Genomic DNA, 23,225 nt, shown 5'->3' with positions numbered 1-23,225 from the left:
GATGAAAAACACGAACCACGGTAGCGCACAGCCCGCAGCCCAAGCCAGAAAATTCGCGCGTAGGCTGCAAAATAGGTTACTGGACACGTAACAAAGGATGTTCCGATGGTCGAATGGATCACCAGCTCAGGGTTTACCGACTACGAAGATGCTGTCGCCTTCATGGAAGAGCGCGCAGCCGGGATTGCAGCCGGGACAGCAGATGAATGCATCTGGCTGGTCGAACACCCGCCGCTCTACACCGCGGGCACCTCAGCCAAGAGTGAGGATCTGACCGATCCCGATCGTTTCCCGGTCCACACCAGCAAACGCGGCGGGCAGTACACCTATCACGGGCCAGGTCAGCGCGTGATCTACGTCATGCTGGACGTTGCCAAACGCGGGCGCGATGTGCGCTGCTTTGTGCGTCAGCTGGAACGCTGGGTGATCCTGGCGCTGGATGAGTTCAACGTCACCGGCCACGTCCGCAACGGCCGCGTCGGCGTCTGGGTAGAGCGGGACGACAAACCGCTGATGGCGAATGGGGAAAAGACCGAGGACAAGATTGCGGCAGTTGGCATTCGGCTGCGCAAATGGGTCAGCTTCCACGGCATTTCCATCAATGTTGAACCGGATCTCAGCCATTTTGATGGTATCGTGCCCTGCGGGATTACGGAATACGGCGTGACCAGCCTCGTGGATCTGGGCTTGCCTGTGACCATGGACGACGTCGATGTTGCCTTGAAAAAGACCTTCGACATCGCCTTTGCAGAGACCGAAACCTGCCCGACCGATTGACCGGTGCCATGACAGCCGGTCATGTTGATCTGCGGCGCCCCACCGGGCGCCGTTGTCATGTCAGGGGCTCTTGCCCTTCGCGGGGCGTGCGACGGTTGTCACGTGCTCCGCATCTCTTCCAGCGCGGACAGAACCCAGTCCGGTTGCGAATAAAACAACATGCTGCCCGCGCGTCGGCACACACGAACCTGTAGATTGTCGGCCCCTCCAAGAGCAGCCTGCAGTTTATCCACCGGCGTGACCAGATCCTGCCCCCCATGTAGATAGATCGCAGGGGCAGCCTTGGGGCTGTGGCGCATGTCACGCTGGCGCACGGCCAGTTTCAGATCGCTTTCGTAGCCGCCGCCGCCTTGGTCCATCATCGAACGGTGGCTTTGATCCAGCAGGGCCGCCAGACTGGGGTCCGACAACAGTTTGCGCTCATCCTCCCCTGCCGCCATTTGCTGCGAGACCAGCACCGCAGGCCCCTTGCGACGGACATTGCGTCTCCAGCTGCGCACGATTAACGGCAGCATGGCCTTGGCCCGAACCGCGCTGAGCGCCATGGCGCGCTGGTGCCCCCTCAGCGCGCCGGTTTCTCCGACGCTTTGCAGGGGCAAGGTTGCACCAACGCAGACCACCCCGGCAATCCGATCCCTCAGCCGCCGCGCCGCCGCTGCCGCAAAGAGGCAGCCGCTGCGATGGCCGAGGATGATCGGTGCCTCCAGTCCCTCCTCATCAATCAGCGCCTCGACCTGCGCCAGATATGTTTCGACGGGATCGGCCTTCGGCTCAATCGGGCCAGAGCCCCCATAACCATTGCGCCAGGGGGCGAGCACCCGCAGCCCCCGACGACGCAAGCTGTCTTGCAGGCGCTGCAGCGGGGCAATCCCGTCAAATATTCCATGGGTGAAAATCACCGGGTGGCCGCTGTCCGCGCCAAAACGCAGATACTGCGCAAGCCCGACATCGGTCGTCAAAGTCCGTTCTTCGGGGCGGGTTTGTCCCGTGGCGATGGCCTGATCTTGTGTGGACTGGGCCAGCAGATTGGTCAGAAGCCTCAGCATCTCGCCATAGTTGGGCGCACCGGTCTTGGACAGCATCGACCCCAAGATCGGCAGTTCCGGCGCCCGGCGTCCGCCTGTTGCGGTATGCAGGACCAGCCAGCCTTCACCGTAGAATATCTGCCGAAGGGTCAGTTTTTCGGCGGTATCAAACCCGAAATACTCTGTCAGCTGATCAACACAGATATCGCAGACCCCGATAGGCAGTTCTTCGACCAACATCACCGCGCCGTCGGCGGCCCCAGAGGGGCGCGCAAGGGCCTGGCACAGCAGCAGCCCGCTGCGTGGCTTTCGCAAAATCGCAAGCGACGGCCACCCCGGCGCGCCCGGCCAGTCGTCCTGCGGCTGTGACTGCACCGAAAAGAAACCCTGCCATTCCGCGCGATATGATCCAAAAATGCCAATCTTGCGTTCAACCCAGTCATCGGTTGCCAGTCCGGTTGTCGGCCAGCCCGCAGAGGCGCCACAAATGCTGTTGTCCCCGGCGATCATCAACCACTTGCCGCCGCCACCCGGCAGCACTTCGATAAAGTCAGCAGCAACGCCGGACTGATCGTCATGGCAGAGCTTTGCCCGCAGATACAGCGCGCGTTCAAAATGGCGTTGGAGACGATCTCTGCGCGCCCAGAGTGTCTGGGGTGGCCCACCCGACCACAGGTTTGCCTGCCCCACGTCGGCAGCCACCTTGGCTGCATCATTCATGCCAGGAAGCTGGGGAAGGTGCCGGGCGGCGATGTCACATTGTCGGTCATCAATACGATCTGCAGCCAGCCTGTCACGCCAGGCTGAGGCCTTTTCGGCCCCGAGAACAGAGTTGTATATCGCCGATATGGCGCTTTCATCGGCCAGCTGATCCGCTGCACCGGTGTCCCTTGCCGTCATTCTTGCGGCCCCTCCTTAGGTCGCGCCGCCGACAAAGCCGGACGAGCGCAGCGCCGCAGACTGCCATGCAATTCCGATGTAATCGTCGGTTGGAACCATCGACGCGCATCAAAAGGATCTCCCAAGGGCGACCTGCGACATCTCGGCCCTAGGGGGAGCGAAACATCCGACAGGCTGACGATCTCCGCCATTGGTGGGATCTGCGACCTGTCGGGTTCTGTTTCAAAATGTCGGCCCGCCCCTCCCAAAGCAGGGCCCCAAGTCCCGAGAGCCGCGTTAGGCCTCCCGTTACATGATCACAAACTACGCGATAATAAGCGTGCACATCAACAGAATAGTTCCCGCTGAGGTAGAATCTTTTACGCTAGCTTTACGCTACTGCGTGCCGAGCACCGCCCGCATTTTATTGGCATGCTCGACCAGGGTCTCGGGCTCTGCCATTTTGCCGGGTGGACGCAGCGCGTCTCCGTCGCGACGGGGCAGAATGTGGAAGTGCAGGTGAAACACCTCCTGCCCGCCCGCAGCCTCGTTGAACTGCTGCAGCGTGATGCCCTGCGCGTCAAAGGCCTCAAGGGCTGCGTGGCTGATTTTCTGCACGGTCGCCATCACAGCGGCCAGTTGTTCCGGCGAGGCATCCAGCATGTTTCGGCAGGGCGTCTTGGGAATGACCAGCATGTGGCCATCGGCGCGGGGCATGATGTCCATGAAGACAAAGGTTGCCTCATCCTCATAAATCCGGTGGGCGGGAATCTCACCACGCAAAATTTTCGCAAAGATATTGTCTGAGTCGTATTGGGTCACTACCTGTTCTCCATAAGCAGGACCGGACCTTCCCCGGTCTGACTGGCTGTCGTCGTTTTGCGCCCCACCGTCCCTTGGGTCAAGCGCGGCGATTGACAAAATGCCGCGCCTTTGCGGTACTGCGCCCGCGCGAATTCGCCAAATCCGCGCAGATTGGGCCCCATAGGGGCAAGCGAGCAGCCCAACAGGGCCTGCCCGCGACAATTATTCTTGATCCAGATCAAACTCCGCCATTGAAGGCCTGTTGCTGGCGAACTAAAACCCAAGATGAGTCTAGGCCCGCCGGGGACGGCGTTTGTTGGCCTATCGTTATGCAACAGGAGGCACCTTTAATGGCAGATGCAGCCATTCATGGTCACGGCCACGAAGACGAGCGCGGTTTCTTCACCCGCTGGTTCATGAGCACGAACCATAAGGATATCGGCATTCTCTACCTGATCGTTTCGGCGATCGTTGGTTTCATCTCCGTCGCGTTCACCGTTTACATGCGGCTTGAACTGATGGATCCCGGCGTTCAGTACATGTGCCTTGAAGGCGCACGTCTCTTCGCAGACGCGTCTGCGGAATGTACCCCTAACGGGCACCTTTGGAACGTCCTGATCACAGGCCACGGCATCCTGATGATGTTCTTCGTGGTTATCCCCGCCCTCTTTGGCGGCTTCGGCAACTACTTCATGCCGCTGCAGATCGGTGCGCCGGACATGGCGTTCCCGCGGATGAACAACCTGTCGTTCTGGATGTATGTCGCGGGCACCTCGCTGGCGGTTGCCTCGGTCCTCGCGCCGGGTGGCAACGACCAGGCCGGTTCGGGCGTGGGCTGGGTTCTCTACCCTCCGCTGTCCACCAACGAAGGCGGCTTCTCCATGGACCTGGCGATCTTCGCCGTTCACGTCTCTGGTGCGTCCTCGATCCTGGGTGCGATCAACATGATCACCACCTTCCTGAACATGCGCGCACCCGGCATGACCCTGTTCAAGGTTCCGCTGTTCTCCTGGTCGATCTTCGTCACCTCCTGGCTGATCCTCTTGTCCCTGCCGGTTCTGGCGGGCGCGATCACCATGCTGCTGATGGACCGCAACTTCGGCTTCACCTTCTTTGATCCTGCAGGTGGCGGCGACCCGATCCTGTACCAGCACATCCTGTGGTTCTTTGGCCACCCGGAAGTGTACATCGTGATCCTGCCGGGCTTTGGCATCATCTCTCACGTGATCGCGACCTTCGCGCGCAAGCCGGTCTTTGGCTACCTGCCGATGGTCTGGGCGATCATCGCGATTGGTGTGCTGGGCTTTGTCGTGTGGGCGCACCACATGTACACCGTTGGCATGTCGCTGAACCAGCAGGCCTACTTCATGCTGGCCACCATGGTCATCGCGGTTCCGACCGGTGTTAAAGTCTTCTCCTGGATCGCAACCATGTGGGGCGGCTCCATCGAGTTCAAAGCACCGATGATGTTTGCTTTCGGCTTCCTGTTCCTGTTCACCGTTGGTGGTGTGACCGGTGTGGTTCTGTCGCAGGCATCCGTGGACCGCGCATATCACGACACCTACTATGTGGTTGCACACTTCCACTACGTTATGTCGCTGGGTGCAGTCTTTGCGATCTTCTCCGGTGTATATTTCTACTTCGGCAAGATGACCGGCCGTCAGTACTCTGAGCTGGGCGCACAGATCCACTTCTGGATGTTCTTCATCGGCGCCAACCTGACCTTCTTCCCCCAGCACTTCCTGGGCCGTCAGGGCATGCCGCGTCGTTACATCGACTACCCGGAAGGGTTTGCATACTGGAACAAGATCTCGTCCTACGGCGCGTTCCTGTCCTTTGCCTCCTTCGTGTTCTTCTTCGGTGTTGTGATCTACTCGCTGCTGCGCGGCGCACGCATCACCCAGAACAACTACTGGAACGAGTATGCAGATACGCTGGAGTGGACCCTGCCCTCTCCGCCGCCAGAGCACACCTTTGAAATCCTGCCCAAGCAGGAAGAATGGGATCGCTCCCACTCCCACTAAGGTGTCGATGATCTGAAAAGACAGGCCCCGGAGCACAGGCTCCGGGGCCTTCTTCTTTTGGTATGCCCCACTGCCCAACCCGCCTTCCCAAAGCTGTGATTGGCCCCGCGCACGCAGCTCTGGACAGCTCCGTCTGCAACGCTAAATTCCGCCCATGCCTTACCAGTGGACGACACCCCAAACTGACAGCATTCAGGAAATGCACCTCTGGCCGCATCAATCCCTGCCGGTCGAGGGCTATGTCCGCTTTCTCGGTACATTGGCCGCATTGATCACCATCCCGATGATCCCTCTCCTTGGCAGCGTTGCGCTTTGGGGGGTGTTGCCTTTTGTGGCAGGCACACTGTTTGCGGTGAAATGGGCATTGGACCGCAGCCGCCGAGACCGCCAGATCCTGGAGGTTCTGCGACTGGAGCCCGAGGAGGCGCATCTCGAACGGATCGACCCCAAGGGCACGCGCCAAAGCTGGAGCTGCAACCGCTACTGGACACAGGTTGAAATGCACACTGATGACGGGCCGGTTCCGAACTATGTCACTCTCAGGGGCAGCGGGCGCGAGGTGGAAATCGGCGCCTTTCTCTCCGAAGATGAGCGCAAGGCGCTATATGACGAGTTGCTGGCAGCCTTTCGCAAACCCTGATGCTGCCCTTTGACATACCGCGCGCGCCCAGTTATGGCTGGGGCATGAACAATGCGACCCTGATCTTTTCGACCGTCTATTATCCGCTGTTTTCATAACGGCGGGCGCATTTTCATATCTTGATGTTCATCCCGCCGCGATCCAGCGGTGACAGAACAAAAGACCTCTCATTCCATCGGTATCGCGGCCCCAGGCGGAGCCCTGTTCCATGTTACCGTTTTCATCCTCTTCCACTGCACCGCGTGTTGGTCTCATTGGCTTTGGCGCCTTTGGTCAGCTCATTGCGCGAAATCTCGCAGCGCATATGCAGGTCGTGGTGCATGATCCAGCCCAGCCCCCAAAGGTGCCTGCTCGCGTCCGGTTTTCAACTCTGGAAGATGCCTGCTCCTGCCCGCTTGTCATTCTTGCGGTACCGGTTTCATCAATCTCGGACGTCTGTCAGCGGATCGCCCCGTTGCTGGCTGTGGGGGCGACGGTGATGGACGTAGGATCAGTGAAACTGCGCCCCATGCAGGATATGGAAACCCATCTGCCAGCCCATGTGAATATTCTCGGCAGCCACCCCTTGTTTGGCCCACAAAGCGCAAAGGATGGTCTCGCCGGTCACAAGATCGCACTCTGCCCCCAGCGTGGAAGAACACATTGGCGCATCGCAGCGGCGCTTCGCAGTCTCTTTGGGCTGCACGTCATCTGGACCACCGCCGAAGACCACGACCGCGAAGTCGCCACCGTGCAGGGGCTGACGCATCTGATTGCCCAAACCCTGAGCCAGATCCTGCCAGAGAAGCTGCGCATGACGACATCCAGCTTTGACCACCTGCTGGAAGCCCGCCGCATGGTGAGCGCAGACGCCCCGGCCGTGCTGGACGCCATCCTGCGCGACAATCCCTTTGCAGCAGAGGTGCGCGCTGATTTCCTGAGCCGCGCCGCACAGTTGGCCGCTGGACCTGCCCCAATAGAAAAAGGCCCGCGACAGATGGCGGGCCTTTGAAACAATGCGATGCCGAGCAATCAGCAGATCAGCAGTTGCCCCCCTGGCAAAGCTGGTCTTTCACCATCGGGCCAACTTTGCCGAAATCCATCTGGCCGGTGTATTTGCCTTTCAGCGCGCCCATGACCTTGCCCATGTCGCGGATCGACTCAGCGCCGGTATCGCTCACGGCGGCCTTGACCGCTTCGGTGATTTCCTCATCGCTGAGCTGCTTGGGCAGGAACTCTTCGATGATGGCAATTTCGTTCAATTCCCGCTCAGCCAGATCCAGCCGGCCGCCCTCTTCATAGGCGCGGGCGCTTTCATTGCGTTGCTTGGTCATTTTCCCAAGAATGGCAAGGACTTCTGCATCCCCGATGCCACCTGATTCACCGTCCACGCGATCTGCGATTTCACGGTCTTTGATTGCGGCATTGATCAGACGCAGAGTCGCCAGTCGAGAGGCCTCCCGGTCTTTCATGGCCTGTTTCAGGGCCTGATTGACCCGAGTTCGCGTATCCATTTATCAGTCCATTTCCACGGAGTCGGAAATGGGATCTTTACCTAAACCACCCTGCCAATTCAAGTTATCCCGATGGAATGACGCGAGGGCACATTTTGCATGGCAGAACGCGGCCTCACAGGCTTGACGCGTTGCCCACCTCCCCTTAAAAGCCCATGAATTTTGCCCAGATTGGAGAGTCGCGCCATGGCCGATACCGTCACGCCCAAACCCACCGCATGTTTGGCGCTCGCAGATGGCACCATCTTTTACGGAAACGGCTTCGGAGCATATGGTGAAACAGTTGCAGAGCTGTGCTTCAACACCGCCATGACCGGCTATCAGGAAATCATGACTGACCCGTCTTATGCCGGCCAGATCGTGACCTTCACCTTCCCCCATATAGGCAACACCGGCGTCACCCCAGAGGATGATGAAACCGCCGACCCCGTTGCCGCTGGCATGGTGGTCAAATGGGATCCGACCCAATCGTCGAACTGGCGCGCTACCGAAGAGCTGAAGTCCTGGCTGACCCGCACTGGCCGCATCGCCATCGGCGGTATCGACACCCGTCGTCTGACCCGCGCCATCCGCCAGCAGGGTGCGCCGCATGTGGCACTGGCCCATGACCCGGACGGCAACTTTGACATCGAGGCGCTGGTCGCCAAGGCACGTGACTGGTCCGGTCTGGAAGGTCTGGATCTGGCAAAAGACGTGACCTGCCCCCAAAGCTATCGCTGGGACGAAATGCGGTGGGCCTGGCCCGAGGGCTACACCCGTCAGGAAGCCCCCAAGCACAAGGTCGTCGCTGTTGACTACGGCGCCAAGCGCAACATCCTGCGCTGCCTCGCCTCTGCAGGCTGTGACGTCACCGTTTTGCCCGCGACCGCGACCGCAGCCGAAGTTCTGGCACACAACCCTGATGGGGTCTTCCTGTCCAATGGTCCGGGCGATCCTGCGGCGACCGGCGAATATGCCGTGCCAATGATCAAGGAAATCCTCGACAGCACCGACCTGCCGATGTTCGGGATCTGCCTTGGCCACCAGATGCTGGCGCTTGCCCTTGGTGGCAAGACGGTCAAGATGAACCACGGTCACCATGGCGCCAACCACCCGGTCAAGGAAAACGCCACCGGCAAGGTAGAGATCACGTCCATGAACCACGGCTTCGCCGTTGATGCCCAAAGCCTGCCGGACGGTGTGGAAGAGACCCATGTCTCGCTGTTTGATGGCTCCAACTGCGGTATCCGGATGAAGGACCGCCCGGTTTATTCCGTGCAGCACCACCCCGAAGCCAGCCCCGGCCCGCAGGACAGTTTCTACCTGTTTGAGCGTTTTGCCGAGGCGATGGACGCACGCAAATCCGCCTGATCCAGCAAAGGCTGCGTTAAAAATTGAAACCCATGGCAAGGAATTGTCATGGGTTTCAACGTTTTGGGAAGATGCCAATCTGGCAGGGGACTTGCCGGATCGCGAAAGGGGGCAAACCCTTGTGGCATGTCAAAGCACAACCTAGAATTGATTCGAGCCACACGCCCCCTGACCAAACAGGTGGGACGCCGCACACTGGAGCAGCGTCTGATCCAGGATCACGCCGTCAGCAAGGACCATGTGATACGGGCCCTCACCCTGCAGCAACACCAGCGCGCCCCGATTGACCGGATCCTCGTGTCAGAAGGGTGGGCCAGTCAGGATCAGGTAATGGACGCGCTGTCCTCACAGCACAAGATCCCCAAGGTCGATCTGAGCGGCCACAATCCGCAAGCGCGGCTTCTGGCCCGAAAACCCGCAGGGTTCTGGCTGCGCCACTCCGTGCTGCCGTGGATGCAGTTGGGCCAGACCGTCGTTGTGGCCGTTTCCGACCCGAACAAGCTGAACACCATCCGCACGGATCTGGCTGCCAGTTTCGGAGAGGTGATGCCGGTGCTGGCTTCGGAAAGCCATATACAGCAGCTGCTGGTCTCTCATTTCCGCAAGGATCTCGCGGTCGAGGCAAGCAGCCGTCTGCCACTCGCATACAGCTGCCGGACCATGCGCAGACCCGACTGGAGCGGCGCAACTGCCGTCCTTGCGCTTGGGCTTCTGCTCACTGCGTTGGCATTTCCACGGCACGCCTTTGCCCTGCTCTGCGGCGTCGCGCTCTTTACGCTCTTGCTGTTCACCCTGCTGAAATGCGCGGGCTTCATCTCACATATTCAGACCATGCGGTCGCGCCGCCAAATTGAGCTGCCGATTGCCTCGCGGTCGAAATTCACATCTCCGCGCCACAGGCGGCCGATGATCTCTGTCCTTGTCCCGCTCTACAAGGAAGCCGAAATTGGCCGCGCCCTGCTCCGCCGCCTGTGCAAGCTCACCTATCCCCGCAGCCTGCTGGAGGTGCTTCTTGTTCTGGAAGAAGAGGATGACATCACACGCGACGCAATCCGCTGTGCAGATCTGCCGGATTGGTTCAGGGTGATAGAGGTGCCCGCCCACGGCGGCCTGACAACAAAGCCCCGCGCCATGAACTACGCGCTGAATTTCTGCCGCGGAGAGATCATTGGAATTTGGGACGCCGAAGACGCACCAGAGCCCGATCAGCTTGACCATGTTGCCGCAGCTTTCGCCAAGGGGGACGGTGCCCTGGCCTGCCTGCAAGGGGCGCTGGACTACTACAATCCCACACAGAACTGGATTTCGCGCTGTTTCACCCTCGAATACGCCAGCTGGTTTCGCATCGTCCTGCCGGGGATTGCACGGCTTGGACTGGTGGTGCCGCTCGGTGGAACCACGCTGTTCATTCGTCGCGACGTCCTCGAACAGGTTGGCGGCTGGGATGCCCATAATGTCACCGAAGATGCCGATCTCGGCGTGCGCCTGTCCCGCTTTGGTTACCGAACCGACATGCTGCCGACCAGCACCTACGAGGAGGCAAACTGCCGCCCCTGGGCCTGGGTCAAACAACGCTCACGCTGGCTCAAGGGCTTTATGGTCACCTACCTGGTTCACATGCGCTCCCCCCGGCTGCTGCTGAAACAGCTGGGCTGGCGTCAGTTTCTTGGATTGCAGGCTTTCTTTCTGGGGACCGTCGGGCAGTTCCTGCTGGCCCCCTGTTTGTGGAGCTTCTGGCTCATCACGTTGGGCCTGCCCCATCCGACTGCGCCGCTCCTGCCTGCGGGGGCCACCTATCTGGCGGGTGTGTCTCTCGTGTTCTTTGAGCTGTTGGGGCTGGTCATTGCGATCACCGCAGCCTGCGCCACCGGCAGGCGCAGCCTGGCATTCTGGGCGCCCAGCCTGATCTTTTATTTCCCGATGGGCGTCATCGCCGTCTACAAAGCCCTTTATGAGCTGATCCTGAAGCCCTTTTACTGGGACAAGACCACACACGGCCACAGCCCCAAAAGCCGCACCCAAAAACTGGGCTGAACATGACAGCCCATCAAAGGTGGTGGTTCAGCCCTTGGCGCGGTCGCCCGCGTCCTGTTTCAGGCGGGTCATGAAGGCAACGGAGATATGATCCTTCAGCGCACGCGCCGCGCCGTCTTCGTCCCGCCGTTCGATGGCATTGACGATCGTCTTGTGCTCTTCCTGAGCAATGCGCCCCCGTCCCTCAGCCGCAAGCGACGTGGTCGCCATCAGCGCCATCGTGCGATGTACGAGGTTCAGCTGCTGCACCAGATAGCGGTTGTGCGAAGCAAGGTGGATCTGTTCGTGAAAGCGACGGTTGGCCTTGGACAGCTCTGTCGGGTTGTCGACAAAGGCATCATCAGATTCCACCATCTCCTGCAGAACACGGATCTCTTCCTCGGTGGCGTGACGCGCGGCCAGACGCGCCGCCAGACCCTCAAGTTCGCGGCGCACCACATAAAGCTCTGCCATCTGGTTGTGATCCAGCGAGGCCACGATCAGCGACCGGCCATCCCGTTCCAAAAGGGATTGCGTCTCCAGCCGCTGCAGCGCCTCGCGGATGGGGGTGCGTGACACTCCAAACCGCTCAGCCAGATCACTCTCCACCAGCCGGTCGCCGGGGCGATAGACGCCTACATCAATCGCCTCAAGGATCAGCGCATAGGCATCGGTCTGGTTGGAAGAACGGCTCATGAATGGGATCTCTGACTTGTTGTTCATGGATGTCTACAGGTCGGCTGCCCCTGCAATCAACCCCGCCCAGCCCGCAGGGTAAAAAACATCCCCCCCGCGGTGCATATTATCCGTTGGCTTGAGCGAAGGTCGCGCTAGCTGCTGCGAAGCAGTTGCAATCACGAACCAAGCCCCATAGGTCCACGCATATGGTATCGCAGTCTTTCTCACATGTCCGCCACTGGGTGTTCGATCTCGACAACACCCTCTATCACCCCTCTGTTCGCCTGTTCGACCAGATCGAGGTGAAGATGACCAACTACGTGATGTCGACCCTTGGCGTCGACAAGAAGGTGGCAGATCAGCTGCGCGGGGATTACTGGCGCGAACACGGCACCACGCTGGCGGGGCTAATGGCCCATCACGATCTGGACCCCGACCCGTTCCTGATCGAGGTGCATGACATCAACTTCGACCAGCTCGAACCCGACCCCCAGCTTGCCGCCCACATCAAGGCCCTCCCCGGCAAGCGGATCATCTACACCAATGGCACCGCCCCCTACGCCGAACAGGTGCTGGCGCGGCGTGGGCTGGCTGACTGTTTTGACGAAATCTACGGCGTTGAACACGCCAATTATCGCCCCAAGCCAGAGCGTCAGGCCTTTGACACCATTTTTGCCAAGGCCGGGATCAAAACCGAAACAGCCGCCATGTTCGAGGATGATCCGCGCAATCTGCAAGCGCCGCACGATCTGGGCATGCGCACGGTCCATGTCGCGCCAGAGCCGGTTGGTGGCGCGCATATTCACCACCACACGGATGATCTGACGGCGTTTCTCGCCCAGATCTGACAGGCGCGAACGGCAAGGGGTGCGCATCCTGTCGCACCCCCTGTGGCGCGCGGCCGCAGTGGCCTTACGCCGCTTGGTCAAAGCTATATATGCCGGTCATCTTTAGGTTCGCTCTCAAACGACAGGATGCCCGATGAAAGACCTCTCTCTTGATCTGATTGACGCCCCGGTTGCGCTGGATTTGGCACAGCACCAGTCCCCCCGCAGTGGGGCAGATGACTGGGCGGGCGCGACCAAACCCCTGTTGGCGATCCTGCTCTATGTGTTGCTGTGGGCGCTTGCCATCGCCGTCTGGGGCCTGCCTGCACTGTTTCTGCCTGCAGTGGCCAAGGCCTTTGCCATGGTCGTCGTTCTGGTCCTCATCACGCGCGGCTAGGTCAGCATTGGCCGACGCCCGAACGCAAAAGGACGTTATGTCGCTTGTCATTCCGACCTTCGCAGGCCTATCTCACAAGGGATAAGACGAAAGGCAGGTTTGATGGCTGACAGCTGTGACATTCTGGTTTCTGGCGGTGGCATTGCAGGGCTGATGGCAGCCGCCACCTTTGGGGCTGCAGGGTTTCGCGTGATCTGCGTGGATCCCACGCCGCCGGTCACAACCCGCGACGATGCCGGATCGGACCTGCGTACCACGGCCATCCTTCAGCCCGCCCGCGGGCTGCTGCAAGAGGCAGGCATCTGGAGCCATCTGGAACCACATGCCGCTGCGCTCAGGATCATGCGGATCATCGATGCCGGAGGGGCCGAACCGGAGGCACGCGTCGTCAAGGATTTCGACTCCGCAGACCTGTCCGGAGAGCCCTTTGGCTGGAACCTGCCAAACTGGCTGTTGCGCCGCGAACTCCTGGGCCGTCTTGCCGATCTGTCCACGGTTGATTTCCGTCCGGGCGTTGGCACCACGTCTCTTTTCACCCGCACCGCAAGCGCCCGCGTCGGCCTCAGCGATGGCAGCCGGATTTCCGCACGCCTTGTCCTTGCCTGTGATGGTCGCAATTCGCCCATGCGGACTGCGGCGGGGATTGCGGTGACAACCCGTCGCTACGGGCAAAAGGCGCTGGCCTTTGCGGTGACCCATGACCAGCCGCATGACAATATCTCGACAGAGATCCACCGCAGCGGCGGCCCCTTCACGCTGGTGCCGTTGCCGGATCACGAGGGCAGACCCTCGTCCGCCGTGGTCTGGATGGAGCGAGGCCCCCGCGCGCAAGACCTTCTGACAATGGATCCGGCCCAGTTTGAAGCCGCCATGAACCGCCGCAGCTGTGGCGTGCTGGGGGATCTGAAACTGGCGTCCCACCGCACCATCTGGCCTATCATCAGCCAGTCAGCCGAGCGGCTGAACGGCGAGCGGCTGGCCCTGATGGCCGAAGCCGCCCATGTCGTCCCTCCGATCGGTGCGCAGGGGCTCAATATGTCCCTTGGCGACCTGCGCGCGCTTCTGGATCTGGCGGTGGCCAACCCGACCGATCTGGGCGATGCCAAGATGCTCGCCGCCTATCACCGCGCGCGCCACGGCGACATCCAGATGCGGATCAAGGGGATCGACCTGCTCAACCGCACCTCCATGCTGGCCCCGCGCCCCCTGCGCGACCTGCGCGCCTTTGGGCTCAATGCGCTCTATTCGCTGGCTCCTGTGCGCCGCAATCTGATGCAGATGGGGCTTGGCGTGAAGTAAGGATCAGGCCCCTGTCCGGGGCCTGTGCCTTCGGCGAGAGTATTTTTGGAAAGATGACAGGGCTCTCGCGCCCAGTCAGCCCCTAGCCAAGCGGGCCAGGTCTGCGTTCTTCGCTCAAGAGAACATTGGCATCGACATTGCCCACCCCGGGCAGGGTCATGATCCGGCGCCGCAGCACCCGCTCGAAATCGGCGATGTCACGGGCTGTTACCCGCAGACGGTAGTCGTACATCCCCAGCACATGTTCGACGGTCTGCACCTCCGGGATCGCAGAGACCGCACGCTCGAAATCCTCCAGCGAAACACGGCCCTTTGTTGCAAGCTTGATGCCCAGAAAGACCGTGACCCCAAACCCCAGCTTGCCCGCATCGAGATCCAGCTTGCGCCCCCGGATGATGCCTGCGTCCTGCAGACGGCGAATGCGGCGCCAGGTTGCAGGCTGGCTGAGCCCCAGCTCGCGCCCCAGCGCACCCGCGGATTGCGTCGCATCCCGTCCCAGTGCACGCAACAACGCGTGATCGATGTCGTCCAGCGTCATCATATCGGCAGCGCCTCATCTGATTTGATCCGCGCCACATGCATCAGCGCCTCGATGTCGGTGACATGCGGCAGCGTCAGGATCTGGCTGCGGTAAATGCCCTGATAATGCGCCATGTCCCGCGCAATCACCGAGAGGCGCACATCGACCTGCCCGAGGAAGGTCTGGATTTCCAGCACCTCGGGGATTTCGCGCGCGGCGGGGATGAACTCGTCAAAGGCGCGGGAATTGGTCTTGTCCAGCGTGATCCGCAATGACACTTCGACCTCATAACCAAGGGCGCGCCAGTCGATCACCGCGCGTTGCCCCAGAATGACGCCGCCCTCGCGCAGCTTCTCCAGCCGCCGCGACAGGCGCGATGCAGTCAGGCCAAGTCGGTCGCCCAGGTCCGGCAGCGATTGTTCGGGATCCGCCTGCAGATGGCGAAGTATGCGTCGGTCAAGATCATCAAGCATGATCCTGACTATATTTAGACCTACAGCGAATGACCATTGCAATTTTTCTGACAAAACTGCGTAAACGCCCCCTCTCCTTTGCCGAAATCATGTCTATGCTGCAGCCAAACACGAAACAAAAGGACGATGATCATGCGTGTATACTATGACCGCGATTGCGACGTTAACCTGATCAAGGACAAGAAAGTGGCCATCCTGGGCTACGGCTCCCAGGGTCACGCCCACGCGCTGAACCTGCGCGATTCTGGCGCCAAGAACCTTGTCGTTGCGCTGCGCGAAGGCTCCCCTTCCGCGAAAAAAGCCGAAGGCGAAGGCCTGCAGGTCATGGGTATCGCAGAAGCGGCAGCCTGGTGTGACGTGATCATGTTCACCATGCCCGACGAACTGCAGGCAGAGACCTACAAGAAATACGTCCACGACAACATCAAGCCGGGTGCGGCCATTGCATTCGCCCACGGCCTGAACGTGCACTTTGGCCTGATCGAGCCGAAAGAAGGCGTCGACGTGATCATGATGGCCCCCAAAGGCCCCGGTCACACCGTGCGTGGCGAATACACCAAAGGCGGCGGCGTGCCCTGCCTCGTGGCTGTTGACACCGACGCAACCGGCAAAGCGCTGGAAATCGGTCTGTCCTACTGCTCCGCCATCGGTGGCGGTCGCTCCGGCATCATTGAGACCAACTTCCGCGAAGAATGCGAAACCGACCTGTTCGGCGAGCAGGCAGTGCTGTGTGGCGGTCTGGTTGAACTGATCCGCTGCGGTTTCGAGACCCTGGTCGAAGCTGGTTACGCACCGGAAATGGCCTACTTCGAGTGTCTGCACGAAGTGAAGCTGATCGTTGACCTGATCTATGAAGGCGGCATCGCCAACATGGACTACTCGATCTCCAACACCGCCGAGTACGGCCAGTACGTCACCGGCCCGCGCATCCTGAAGTACGACGAGACCAAGGCGCGCATGAAAGAAGTGCTGAACGACATTCAACAGGGCAAATTCGTCCGCGACTTCATGCTGGAAAACCAGGTTGGTCAGCCGACCCTGAAGGCGTCCCGCCGTGCCAACGACGAGCACCTGATCGAAGAAACCGGCGCCAAGCTGCGCGGCATGATGCCGTGGATCTCTGCCGGCAAGATGGTCGACAAAGAGAAGAACTAAGGCGCCTGCGGGTTCGTCCGCGCGCTTTATCCTCTGCAGGGCGCTCCGCATTGGGGCGCCCTTTTTCTTCCGAAAGCCATTTTCCAGACCTGCCGCCCGGCCGATAGGCCGGGCCGCGCCCTCCCCGATTTGTCAGCAGCAGCGCAGTTTTCCGGCAAACCGGCAAGCTGCCAGTGATTGAGGTATTGTAATGAACAACTCCCCCGGCGCCGCCAATTGGGCCAAGCTGCTTTTCCTAGGTGTGATCTGGGGCGCCTCCTTCATGGCGGTCACGGTCGCCCTGCAGGGATTTGGCCCGATGAGCATTGCCGCCTTGCGGATTTTCAGTGCAGCGCTCTGCCTTCTGGTGCTGGTCTACGCAATGGGCATCGGCCTGCCGTCGCTGCGCACGCGGGACGGCCGGATCATCTGGGCCTGCGCCCTTGGGATGGGAATTTTTACCAATGCGCTGCCCTTTAGCCTGCTCAGCTGGGGGCAGACCTATGTGGCCAGCGGATTTGCCGGGGTCTGCATGGCGGTGGTGCCGCTGTTTGTGCTGCCGCTGGCGCATGTGCTGGTGCCGGGTGAGCATATGACCCTGCGCCGCACCATCAGTTTCCTTATCGGCTTTGCCGGCGTCGTCGTGCTGATCGGGCTCGACGCTTTCCGCTCCGCCGGGACCGACTTTGAATCACTGGCCCGCCTGGCCTGCCTGGGCGCTTCGCTCTGCTACGCCATCGGCTCAATCATCACCCGGCTCTGCCCGCAGGTGAACATGCTGTCGCTCTCCGCCGCGGCGCTGAGCTGCGGCGCCCTGATCATCGTGCCCGCCGCGCTGTGGCAGGAAGGTCTGCCCCAGAACCTGCCACCACGCGATGCGCTGCTGGCGGTGGCCTATCTTGGTCTGGTTCCAACCGCATTGGCGCAGGTTCTGCTGGTTCAGGTCGCCCGCAGCGCCGGGCCTGCCTTTTTGTCGACAGTGAACTATCAGGTGCCAGTCTGGGCCGTTCTGTTTGGCGCGCTCATTCTGAACGAAAGCCTTCCGCCGCAGCTGTTTGCCGCGCTGGCGCTGATCCTTGGCGGGCTTGTCCTGTCGCGGGCACCGGCACACAGACAACGGCCCTGACAACCGTCAATGCCCTGGCAGGCGCCGCCCGCGCGCGGCCTAAACCGCCAACTGTTCGATAGATAACAAAGCAATTGCCATTGACCCCGCCCACCCGGCGGGGTTTTGTCGCGCGGAAACCGGCACGAGGGACCCATGCCCAGCACTGAACCGCGCGACACTCCCAAGCAATGGCTGAAGGCAATTGCGATCTGGGCCTTTCTGGGCTTTTGGATCTATTTTTTCTCCTTCAGCCTCTACGCGTCTGGATGCCACAAATTCAGCCGCCCTGCGGATGAAAGGTTGCACAAATGCGAAAACAGTCTGCGGTTTACTGGTTTTTTATTTACCGACCACCAACGCGCCACCAATTTGATCAATCAAGGCATCGCACAGGCAGATCTTGGCGAAGATGCAAAAGCCATAGCCCTATTCACAAAGGCAATCCCTCTACTCACCGGAGCCTCGTCGTCTAACCGTCGCCCCTTGAAGTTGCAGATCGAAATACTTGACCGCAAGATGAGGGACCCGGCAATCCTGCCGCGCGCGCGCGATCTCTTTCAGACCGCGGTTAGTGAATGGGTCAAGAGCCGATCATGAGCACAAGCAGCATCGCACCACGCTACTGGCTGATGATTGCCACCCTCGGCTTTGTCTGGGGCGGGACATTTCTGCTGATCAAGATTGCGCTCGACGGGATCACGCCGTTTTGGCTGGCCGCCGGGCGGATCGGTTTTGCGGCTCTGCTGCTTTGCTCGGTGTGGGGCTGGCGTGGCTTTCGCCTGTTTCACGCAGAACGCAACTGGCTGTCCCTCGGCCTCATCGGCGTCTTCAGCACCGCTGTCCCCTTCATGCTGATCAACTGGGGCCAGCAGCATGTGTCCTCTGGCTTTACCGGCATCAGCATGGCGGCGATCCCCTTGATGGTCCTGCCGCTTGCGCATGTCTTTGTCCCCGGCGAACAGATGACCCTGCGCCGCCTGATCGGCTTTGCCATCGGGTTTGTCGGCGTTGCCCTGCTGATCGGCAGCAAGGCCTTTGAAAGCAGCGGCGCCGAGCTGGAAACCTACGGCCGCATTGCCTGCCTGTCCTCTGCGGCCTGCTATTCGGTCAGCTCCATCCTGACGCGCAGACTGCCTGCTGTGGATCCCCTCGGGCTTGCTGCTGTGGTGCTGGTGATTGGCAGTATCATCATCGTTCCGGTTGCCTGGCTGGCCGAAGGCCCGCCGCCACCCCCGGACAACCAAACCCTCCTGCTGGTGGCTTTTCTCGGCCTGGTCCCGACTGCGGCGGCGAATTTCCTGCGTGTCATCGTGGTGCGCGAGGCAGGCCCCACATTCATGACCCTGACCAATTACCAGGTGCCGGTCTGGGCCGTGGTTCTGGGGGCTGTCTTTCTGGGCGAGGCGCTGCCGCCGTTGATGCTGCTCGCGATGGCGCTGATCCTGGGCGGGCTGGGGCTGAGCCAGCTGGGCGCTTTGCGGCGGCTGTTTGCATCCAGCCGCTGATGCAGGTGAAACACCACCACACATAAAAACCCCGCCTGCGGCACAACCACAGACGGGGCAATCGGATTGAGCGATTTTTCCGGTTATTCCGATACAGCAGCCTCGACCGCCGCGACCACCGCATCGACGGTTTCCGCCAGCAATGCGCTGTCTTCGCTTTCGGCCATGACCCGCACCAGCGGTTCTGTGCCGGACTTGCGGATCAGCAGGCGTCCATTGCCCTCCAACGCCTTTTCAGCGGCCATAATCGCACTCTGAACGCGGTCCGTTTCCAGCGGTGTCTGACCGGCGGCAAAACGCACGTTCTTCAACAGCTGTGGAACCGGTGCAAATTGCTGGGCCAGCTCAGACGCTTTCTGGCCAGAGCGCACCATCTCTGCAAGGAAATGCAACCCCGCCATCAGCCCGTCTCCGGTGGTGGCATAATCGGACATCACGATATGGCCCGATTGCTCGCCCCCCAGATTGAACCCGCCTTCACGCATCCGCTCGACCACATAGCGATCCCCGACTGCGGTGCGCTCCAACCCGATGCCCTGCCCGGCCAGATGGCGTTCAAGGCCGAGGTTGGACATGACGGTGGCCACCAGCGCATTTCCGGCAAGCAGGCCATCGGCCGCCCAGCGGCTGGCCAGAAGGGCCATAAGCTGATCGCCGTCCGCAACCTTGCCGGTCTCATCAATCACGATCACCCGATCCGCGTCACCGTCCAGACAAATCCCCACATGGGCGCCATGAGCCACGACGGTCTCTGCCGCGGTTCCCGGCTGAGTCGAGCCGCAGTCGCGGTTGATATTGGTCCCATCGGGCGACACGCCAACCGGGATCACATCAGCGCCCAGTTCCCACAGGATCTCTGGCGCGGCGCGATGCGCAGCCCCATTGGCGCAATCAATCACCACCTTCAGACCATCGAGGCGAATGTCGCGGGGCAACGAGCTTTTGACCCGCTCCCCATAGCGGAACCGCGCATCATCAATCCGCTTGGCCCGCCCGATGTTCTGCGCCTGAGCCGGTTCAACGCCCGCTTCGATCAGCGCTTCCAGCTCCATCTCGACACTGTCAGACAGTTTGAACCCGTCGGGGCCGAAGAACTTGATGCCATTGTCAGCCGCCGGATTGTGACTGGCCGAGATCATGACGCCCAGATCAGCCCGCATCGACCGTGTCATCAGGCCAACGGCGGGGGTTGGCACCGGGCCAAGCAACAGGACGTTCATCCCGGTCGAGGTCAGGCCAGCCGTCAGCGCGCTTTCGAACATATAGCCAGAAAGCCGCGTGTCCTTGCCAATCACCACCCGGTGCACACCGGACGCATCGCGCCGGAAATACCGACCCACGGCCGCGCCGATGCGCAGGGCCATGTCTGCGGTCATTGGATGAATATTGGCAGTTCCACGGACACCGTCCGTACCAAAGAATTTGCGCATATCGGCCCTTTCGTTGGGGTCTTATCGGACGGCCTGCCACAGGCGAACCGCCTGCGCCGTCTCGGCAACATCATGCACCCGCAGGAATTGCACGCCTTGCCCGATGGCCGCAAGCCCTACCGCAATGGAACCCGGCGCACGGGCGGCGGCATCCGGCTCATGGCCCAGCTTGCCGATAAAGCCCTTGCGCGACACACCCAGCAGGATCGGGCAGCCAAGGCTGTGAAACAGGCTCAGATTGCGCAGCAGGGTCAGGTTGTGGTCCAGCGTCTTGCCAAAACCGATACCGGGATCAATCACGATCTGTTCGCGCACAACGCCGATTGCCTCTAGCCGGTCAATTTGGTCCGACAGGAAATCATAGACGTCCAGCAGCACGTTCTCATACGTCGGGTCATCCTGCATCGTCGCCGGATCACCCTGGGCATGCATGATGCAGGCCGGCACACCCGCCTGCGCCGTCAATGGCGCCAGTGCCGGATCAAAGGTAAAGCCCGACACATCATTGGTCAGGCTTGCGCCAGCCTCAAGCGCTTCGGCCAGAACAACGGCCTTGCGGGTATCAATGGAGATCGGCACTTCTGATCGCGCCCGGATCGCCTCGATCACCGGGGCTGTTCGGCGGATCTCTTCCTCTTCGGGGACCAGTTCCGCACCAGGGCGCGTGGACTCGCCGCCGACATCAATGATGCTCGCCCCATCAGCCACCATCTGCAGCGCCGCTTCACAGGCCGCCGCGACGTTATCGTGCTGACCGCCATCGGAAAAACTGTCGGGGGTAACATTGAGGATCCCCATGATCTGCGGCTGGGTCATGTCGAGCCCGGCAATCGTGGCCCGCCGCGCGGTCAACCGGTGGCGAACCTCTTCAGGCAGCAACCCCGCAGGCATGATCCGCGGCGGCGCGCCGCGATCCAGAACCTCGACCTCAGTAAACCAAAGCGCGCCACTGATCAGTGGCAAGGCTCCCTCGGGGCGGTTTTCCCCGTGCTGAACCAGCGGTCGGTAATAGCTCACAGTTGTGTCTGCTCCACATCCACGGCGCGCAGCGGCACGCCCGGATTGTCGGGCAACGCGGCACCAATCACAATCATTTCGCCCGCCTCGAATGTGGCGGCAAACCAAGCAGCCAACGCCACCGCATCAGAGGGCGCAGCCGAGGGGCCATCTACCGCATCCAAAACGATTTTTGACGGCGCCCAGACGCAAATCTGCCCGTTTTTCATGGCCCAGTCCAGTTCTGTCCGGGTTGCAACCACGACACAGCGGTCATCCTTTGCCGCGAGACGCCAGGCGTTTTGCTCAATCGCAAGAAGATCAATCCGCCGCTGGGTCCATTTGTGGCCCGTCTGGGGTGTCGCCAGCTCATGTGCGCCGACACATAGGATCAGCGGACGTTTGCGACATTCCATCTGATCGATCCAGCCGGTCAGGTTCGCGCTGTCGATCGCGCTGTTGGACAGATACATCAAACGCGGATGTGGGCGCTCTTCGCTGTCGACCTCGGATGCGACCTGATCGCGGGCGCGGACAATTTCCACCCCCAGCGCACCGGGCCCACGGTCCAGCTTTTCGATCCGCACAAAGGCACGCACAGCCTGCGGCTCCAGCAGGATCCGCTCCGCCACACGCTCGGCCAGGGTTTCCAAAAGATTCAGCCGCTCTTCAGACAGCTCATGGGCAATCGCTTCGGTCACCCGATCATAGGACAGGATGCGGTCAACATCATCATCCAGATCCGCAGGCAGCGGGGTCACTTCGACGACCACGTTAAAGCAGATCCGCTGCGTGGTGCCACGCTCCGCCTGAAAGGCGCCGATCTCGACCTCTACGATATGATTGCGCAGAGAAATCCGGTCCAGCGGCGCACGGGGCGCTGTCGCTTCCGACCGCTCGGACGGGTGCGCAAAGGCGAGATGGATTTCTGACGGCATGGCAATCGGGTCCCTGAACTGGCGATTTTGCTGTGGTGTTCCAGCATAAGCATTGGAGGCCCGGTTAACAGGCTTCCAAGCGCCATGCCAGTGGCCGAAAGCGGCGCGGGGTCGCTTTCCTGCCCCCGCCACATTGCGCCATGCAAGTCTTAGTTGTTCAGTGCAGTACGATACCGATCATCGCGGTAGAACAGATGCACACCGATCCGCGCCGTTTTGGTGAAAGCCTTGCTCCAGCGCGGACGCACGGCTGTGGTGTGATAATAGGTCGCCCCATCGGTCAGACCCGTCCGGGCCCCGTCCATCACCAGGCGCGCAACCTTGGACACGCGCTCATAGGCGGTCTTTTCGCGAATGACCTCTTCGTGGCCATCACAGGTGTAGGTGAACTGGCACTGATATTTGCGCCCTGTTCCCTGATTGATCACACCACAAAGGCTGTTGGGAAATTGCGAGGATTTGACCCGGTTCAGGATCACCTCGGCGACCGCAAACTGGCCCTTCACGCTTTCGCCACGGGCCTCGAAATACAGCGCCTCTGCAAGGCAGGCAAAATTCTCATCGCCCTTGGCCTTGGGAATTGTGTCCAGCCAGGCTTTGGTGAACTGAACTTCGGTTGGCTTCACCTTCTTGGCAGGCCGGGTGAAGTTGAAGAAATTGTTCAGCCGGCCCGTAGGCACAGCGCTGAGTGTCGATTGCTCACGTTCGAACAGAGCGTCCAAACCAGTTTCCGCATATACATCTTTCGCGGCAGCCAAGGCGGCGGCGAATACGGCAGCTACAGTCAGAATTTTCATCAGGGCATCCCCACTTGAAAGGTCGCGCACGGCCATCCCAACGTCACGCGAACGCACCTCCTAGTGGAAAACCCTCAAAACGTCCAGCGACAGAGCCGCACACCCCCTGCGCACCAGA

At 60.8% G+C, this 23,225-nt stretch carries 22 protein-coding genes and 1 pseudogene; 13 read left to right on the top strand and 10 right to left on the bottom strand.

The genetic code is table 11. The features are described 5' to 3' along the window. Positions 1-102: 102 nt before the first annotated feature. Positions 103-777, top strand: a pseudogene (gene lipB / locus KUV39_RS06665) (lipoyl(octanoyl) transferase LipB); the annotation flags it as partial. A 98-nt stretch (positions 778-875) separates the two neighbouring features. Here the strand turns inward: lipB and KUV39_RS06660 are convergent. Both KUV39_RS06660 and KUV39_RS06655 read right to left on the bottom strand, forming a co-directional pair. Further along, positions 876-2,702, bottom strand: coding sequence for an alpha/beta fold hydrolase (locus KUV39_RS06660; RefSeq protein ID WP_222459302.1), 1,827 nt, complete (start codon positions 2,700-2,702; stop codon positions 876-878). A gap of 375 nt (positions 2,703-3,077) precedes the next feature. Continuing rightward, positions 3,078-3,503, bottom strand: a complete 426-nt coding sequence (locus tag KUV39_RS06655) for an HIT family protein (RefSeq protein ID WP_008563182.1) — start codon at positions 3,501-3,503, stop codon at positions 3,078-3,080. 332 nt (positions 3,504-3,835) lie between these two features. Here KUV39_RS06655 and KUV39_RS06650 point away from each other — a divergent pair, with 332 nt between their 5' ends. The 3 genes from KUV39_RS06650 (at position 3,836) to KUV39_RS06640 (ending at position 7,140) form a co-directional block, all read left to right on the top strand. Beyond that, on the top strand, positions 3,836-5,509 hold the full coding sequence (locus tag KUV39_RS06650; RefSeq protein WP_008561848.1) for a cytochrome c oxidase subunit I: 1,674 nt from the start codon (positions 3,836-3,838) through the stop codon (positions 5,507-5,509). A gap of 154 nt (positions 5,510-5,663) precedes the next feature. Then, a complete protein-coding gene (locus tag KUV39_RS06645) occupies positions 5,664-6,149 on the top strand; it encodes a DUF2244 domain-containing protein (RefSeq protein ID WP_209034292.1) in 486 nt (161 codons plus the stop codon). Between the two features lie 208 nt (positions 6,150-6,357). Then, positions 6,358-7,140 carry a prephenate dehydrogenase gene (locus KUV39_RS06640; protein ID WP_222459301.1) on the top strand — a complete coding sequence of 261 codons (783 nt, stop codon included), beginning with the start codon at positions 6,358-6,360 and terminating at the stop codon, positions 7,138-7,140. 28 nt (positions 7,141-7,168) lie between these two features. Here the strand turns inward: KUV39_RS06640 and KUV39_RS06635 are convergent, their stop codons facing one another. Beyond that, positions 7,169-7,642 (bottom strand): GatB/YqeY domain-containing protein, encoded by a 474-nt coding sequence (locus KUV39_RS06635; RefSeq protein WP_008563054.1) that lies wholly within the window; start codon positions 7,640-7,642, stop codon positions 7,169-7,171. A 186-nt stretch (positions 7,643-7,828) separates the two neighbouring features. On the opposite strand from KUV39_RS06635, the gene carA reads away from it, so the two are divergent. Both carA and KUV39_RS06625 read left to right on the top strand, forming a co-directional pair. Then, positions 7,829-8,992 carry a glutamine-hydrolyzing carbamoyl-phosphate synthase small subunit gene (carA, locus tag KUV39_RS06630; protein ID WP_222459300.1) on the top strand — a complete coding sequence of 388 codons (1,164 nt, stop codon included), beginning with the start codon at positions 7,829-7,831 and terminating at the stop codon, positions 8,990-8,992. 126 nt (positions 8,993-9,118) lie between these two features. Beyond that, positions 9,119-11,026 carry a glycosyltransferase gene (locus KUV39_RS06625; protein ID WP_473763783.1) on the top strand — a complete coding sequence of 636 codons (1,908 nt, stop codon included), beginning with the start codon at positions 9,119-9,121 and terminating at the stop codon, positions 11,024-11,026. A 27-nt stretch (positions 11,027-11,053) separates the two neighbouring features. Here KUV39_RS06625 and KUV39_RS06620 read toward each other — a convergent pair whose 3' ends face one another. Continuing rightward, on the bottom strand, positions 11,054-11,701 hold the full coding sequence (locus KUV39_RS06620) for a GntR family transcriptional regulator (protein WP_008562359.1): 648 nt from the start codon (positions 11,699-11,701) through the stop codon (positions 11,054-11,056). Between the two features lie 188 nt (positions 11,702-11,889). On the opposite strand from KUV39_RS06620, the gene KUV39_RS06615 reads away from it, so the two are divergent. The 3 genes from KUV39_RS06615 (at position 11,890) to KUV39_RS06605 (ending at position 14,206) form a co-directional block, all read left to right on the top strand. Continuing rightward, on the top strand, positions 11,890-12,531 hold the full coding sequence (locus KUV39_RS06615) for a pyrimidine 5'-nucleotidase (RefSeq protein ID WP_222459298.1): 642 nt from the start codon (positions 11,890-11,892) through the stop codon (positions 12,529-12,531). 133 nt (positions 12,532-12,664) lie between these two features. After that, positions 12,665-12,907: a hypothetical protein gene (locus tag KUV39_RS06610; RefSeq protein ID WP_222459418.1), complete on the top strand. Its 243-nt coding sequence runs from the start codon at positions 12,665-12,667 to the stop codon at positions 12,905-12,907. A gap of 102 nt (positions 12,908-13,009) precedes the next feature. Beyond that, entirely contained in the window at positions 13,010-14,206 is a 1,197-nt protein-coding gene (locus KUV39_RS06605) for a UbiH/UbiF family hydroxylase (RefSeq protein WP_222459297.1), read from the top strand. An 82-nt stretch (positions 14,207-14,288) separates the two neighbouring features. Here the strand turns inward: KUV39_RS06605 and KUV39_RS06600 are convergent, their stop codons facing one another. Together KUV39_RS06600 and KUV39_RS06595 are read right to left on the bottom strand one after the other, a co-directional pair. Beyond that, positions 14,289-14,747, bottom strand: a complete 459-nt coding sequence (locus KUV39_RS06600; protein ID WP_008560444.1) for an Lrp/AsnC family transcriptional regulator — start codon at positions 14,745-14,747, stop codon at positions 14,289-14,291. Continuing rightward, a complete protein-coding gene (locus tag KUV39_RS06595; protein WP_222459296.1) occupies positions 14,744-15,199 on the bottom strand; it encodes an Lrp/AsnC family transcriptional regulator in 456 nt (151 codons plus the stop codon). The genes KUV39_RS06600 and KUV39_RS06595 overlap by 4 nt, the downstream gene beginning before the upstream one ends. Before the next feature lie 132 nt (positions 15,200-15,331). Between KUV39_RS06595 and ilvC the strand changes: the two genes are divergently transcribed. The 4 genes from ilvC (at position 15,332) to KUV39_RS06575 (ending at position 18,946) form a co-directional block, all read left to right on the top strand. Then, on the top strand, positions 15,332-16,354 hold the full coding sequence (gene ilvC, locus KUV39_RS06590) for a ketol-acid reductoisomerase (protein WP_008559566.1): 1,023 nt from the start codon (positions 15,332-15,334) through the stop codon (positions 16,352-16,354). Positions 16,355-16,544: 190 nt separating this feature from the next. Beyond that, entirely contained in the window at positions 16,545-17,459 is a 915-nt protein-coding gene (locus tag KUV39_RS06585) for a DMT family transporter (protein ID WP_222459295.1), read from the top strand. Between the two features lie 135 nt (positions 17,460-17,594). Continuing rightward, on the top strand, positions 17,595-18,038 hold the full coding sequence (locus tag KUV39_RS06580) for a hypothetical protein (protein WP_046210757.1): 444 nt from the start codon (positions 17,595-17,597) through the stop codon (positions 18,036-18,038). Then, positions 18,035-18,946 (top strand): DMT family transporter, encoded by a 912-nt coding sequence (locus tag KUV39_RS06575; RefSeq protein ID WP_244998254.1) that lies wholly within the window; start codon positions 18,035-18,037, stop codon positions 18,944-18,946. The genes KUV39_RS06580 and KUV39_RS06575 overlap by 4 nt, the downstream gene beginning before the upstream one ends. A gap of 83 nt (positions 18,947-19,029) precedes the next feature. On the opposite strand, the gene glmM is transcribed toward KUV39_RS06575, so the two are convergent. The 4 genes from glmM to KUV39_RS06555 form a co-directional block, all read right to left on the bottom strand. After that, positions 19,030-20,376 (bottom strand): phosphoglucosamine mutase, encoded by a 1,347-nt coding sequence (gene glmM / locus KUV39_RS06570; protein ID WP_222459293.1) that lies wholly within the window; start codon positions 20,374-20,376, stop codon positions 19,030-19,032. 21 nt (positions 20,377-20,397) lie between these two features. Then, positions 20,398-21,393 carry a dihydropteroate synthase gene (gene folP, locus KUV39_RS06565; protein WP_222459292.1) on the bottom strand — a complete coding sequence of 332 codons (996 nt, stop codon included), beginning with the start codon at positions 21,391-21,393 and terminating at the stop codon, positions 20,398-20,400. Further along, positions 21,390-22,310 (bottom strand): dihydroneopterin aldolase, encoded by a 921-nt coding sequence (locus tag KUV39_RS06560; protein WP_008559107.1) that lies wholly within the window; start codon positions 22,308-22,310, stop codon positions 21,390-21,392. Before KUV39_RS06560 ends, folP begins: the two co-directional genes overlap by 4 nt. Positions 22,311-22,459: 149 nt before the next feature. Further along, positions 22,460-23,143 carry a cell wall hydrolase gene (locus tag KUV39_RS06555; protein WP_008561340.1) on the bottom strand — a complete coding sequence of 228 codons (684 nt, stop codon included), beginning with the start codon at positions 23,141-23,143 and terminating at the stop codon, positions 22,460-22,462. Between the last annotated feature and the right edge of the window lie 82 nt (positions 23,144-23,225).

Origin of the sequence: Phaeobacter italicus (assembly GCF_019801785.1) — a bacterium.
Taxonomy (GTDB): Bacteria; Pseudomonadota; Alphaproteobacteria; order Rhodobacterales; family Rhodobacteraceae; genus Phaeobacter; species Phaeobacter italicus.
This window is presented reverse-complemented; position numbering and strand designations above follow the sequence as displayed.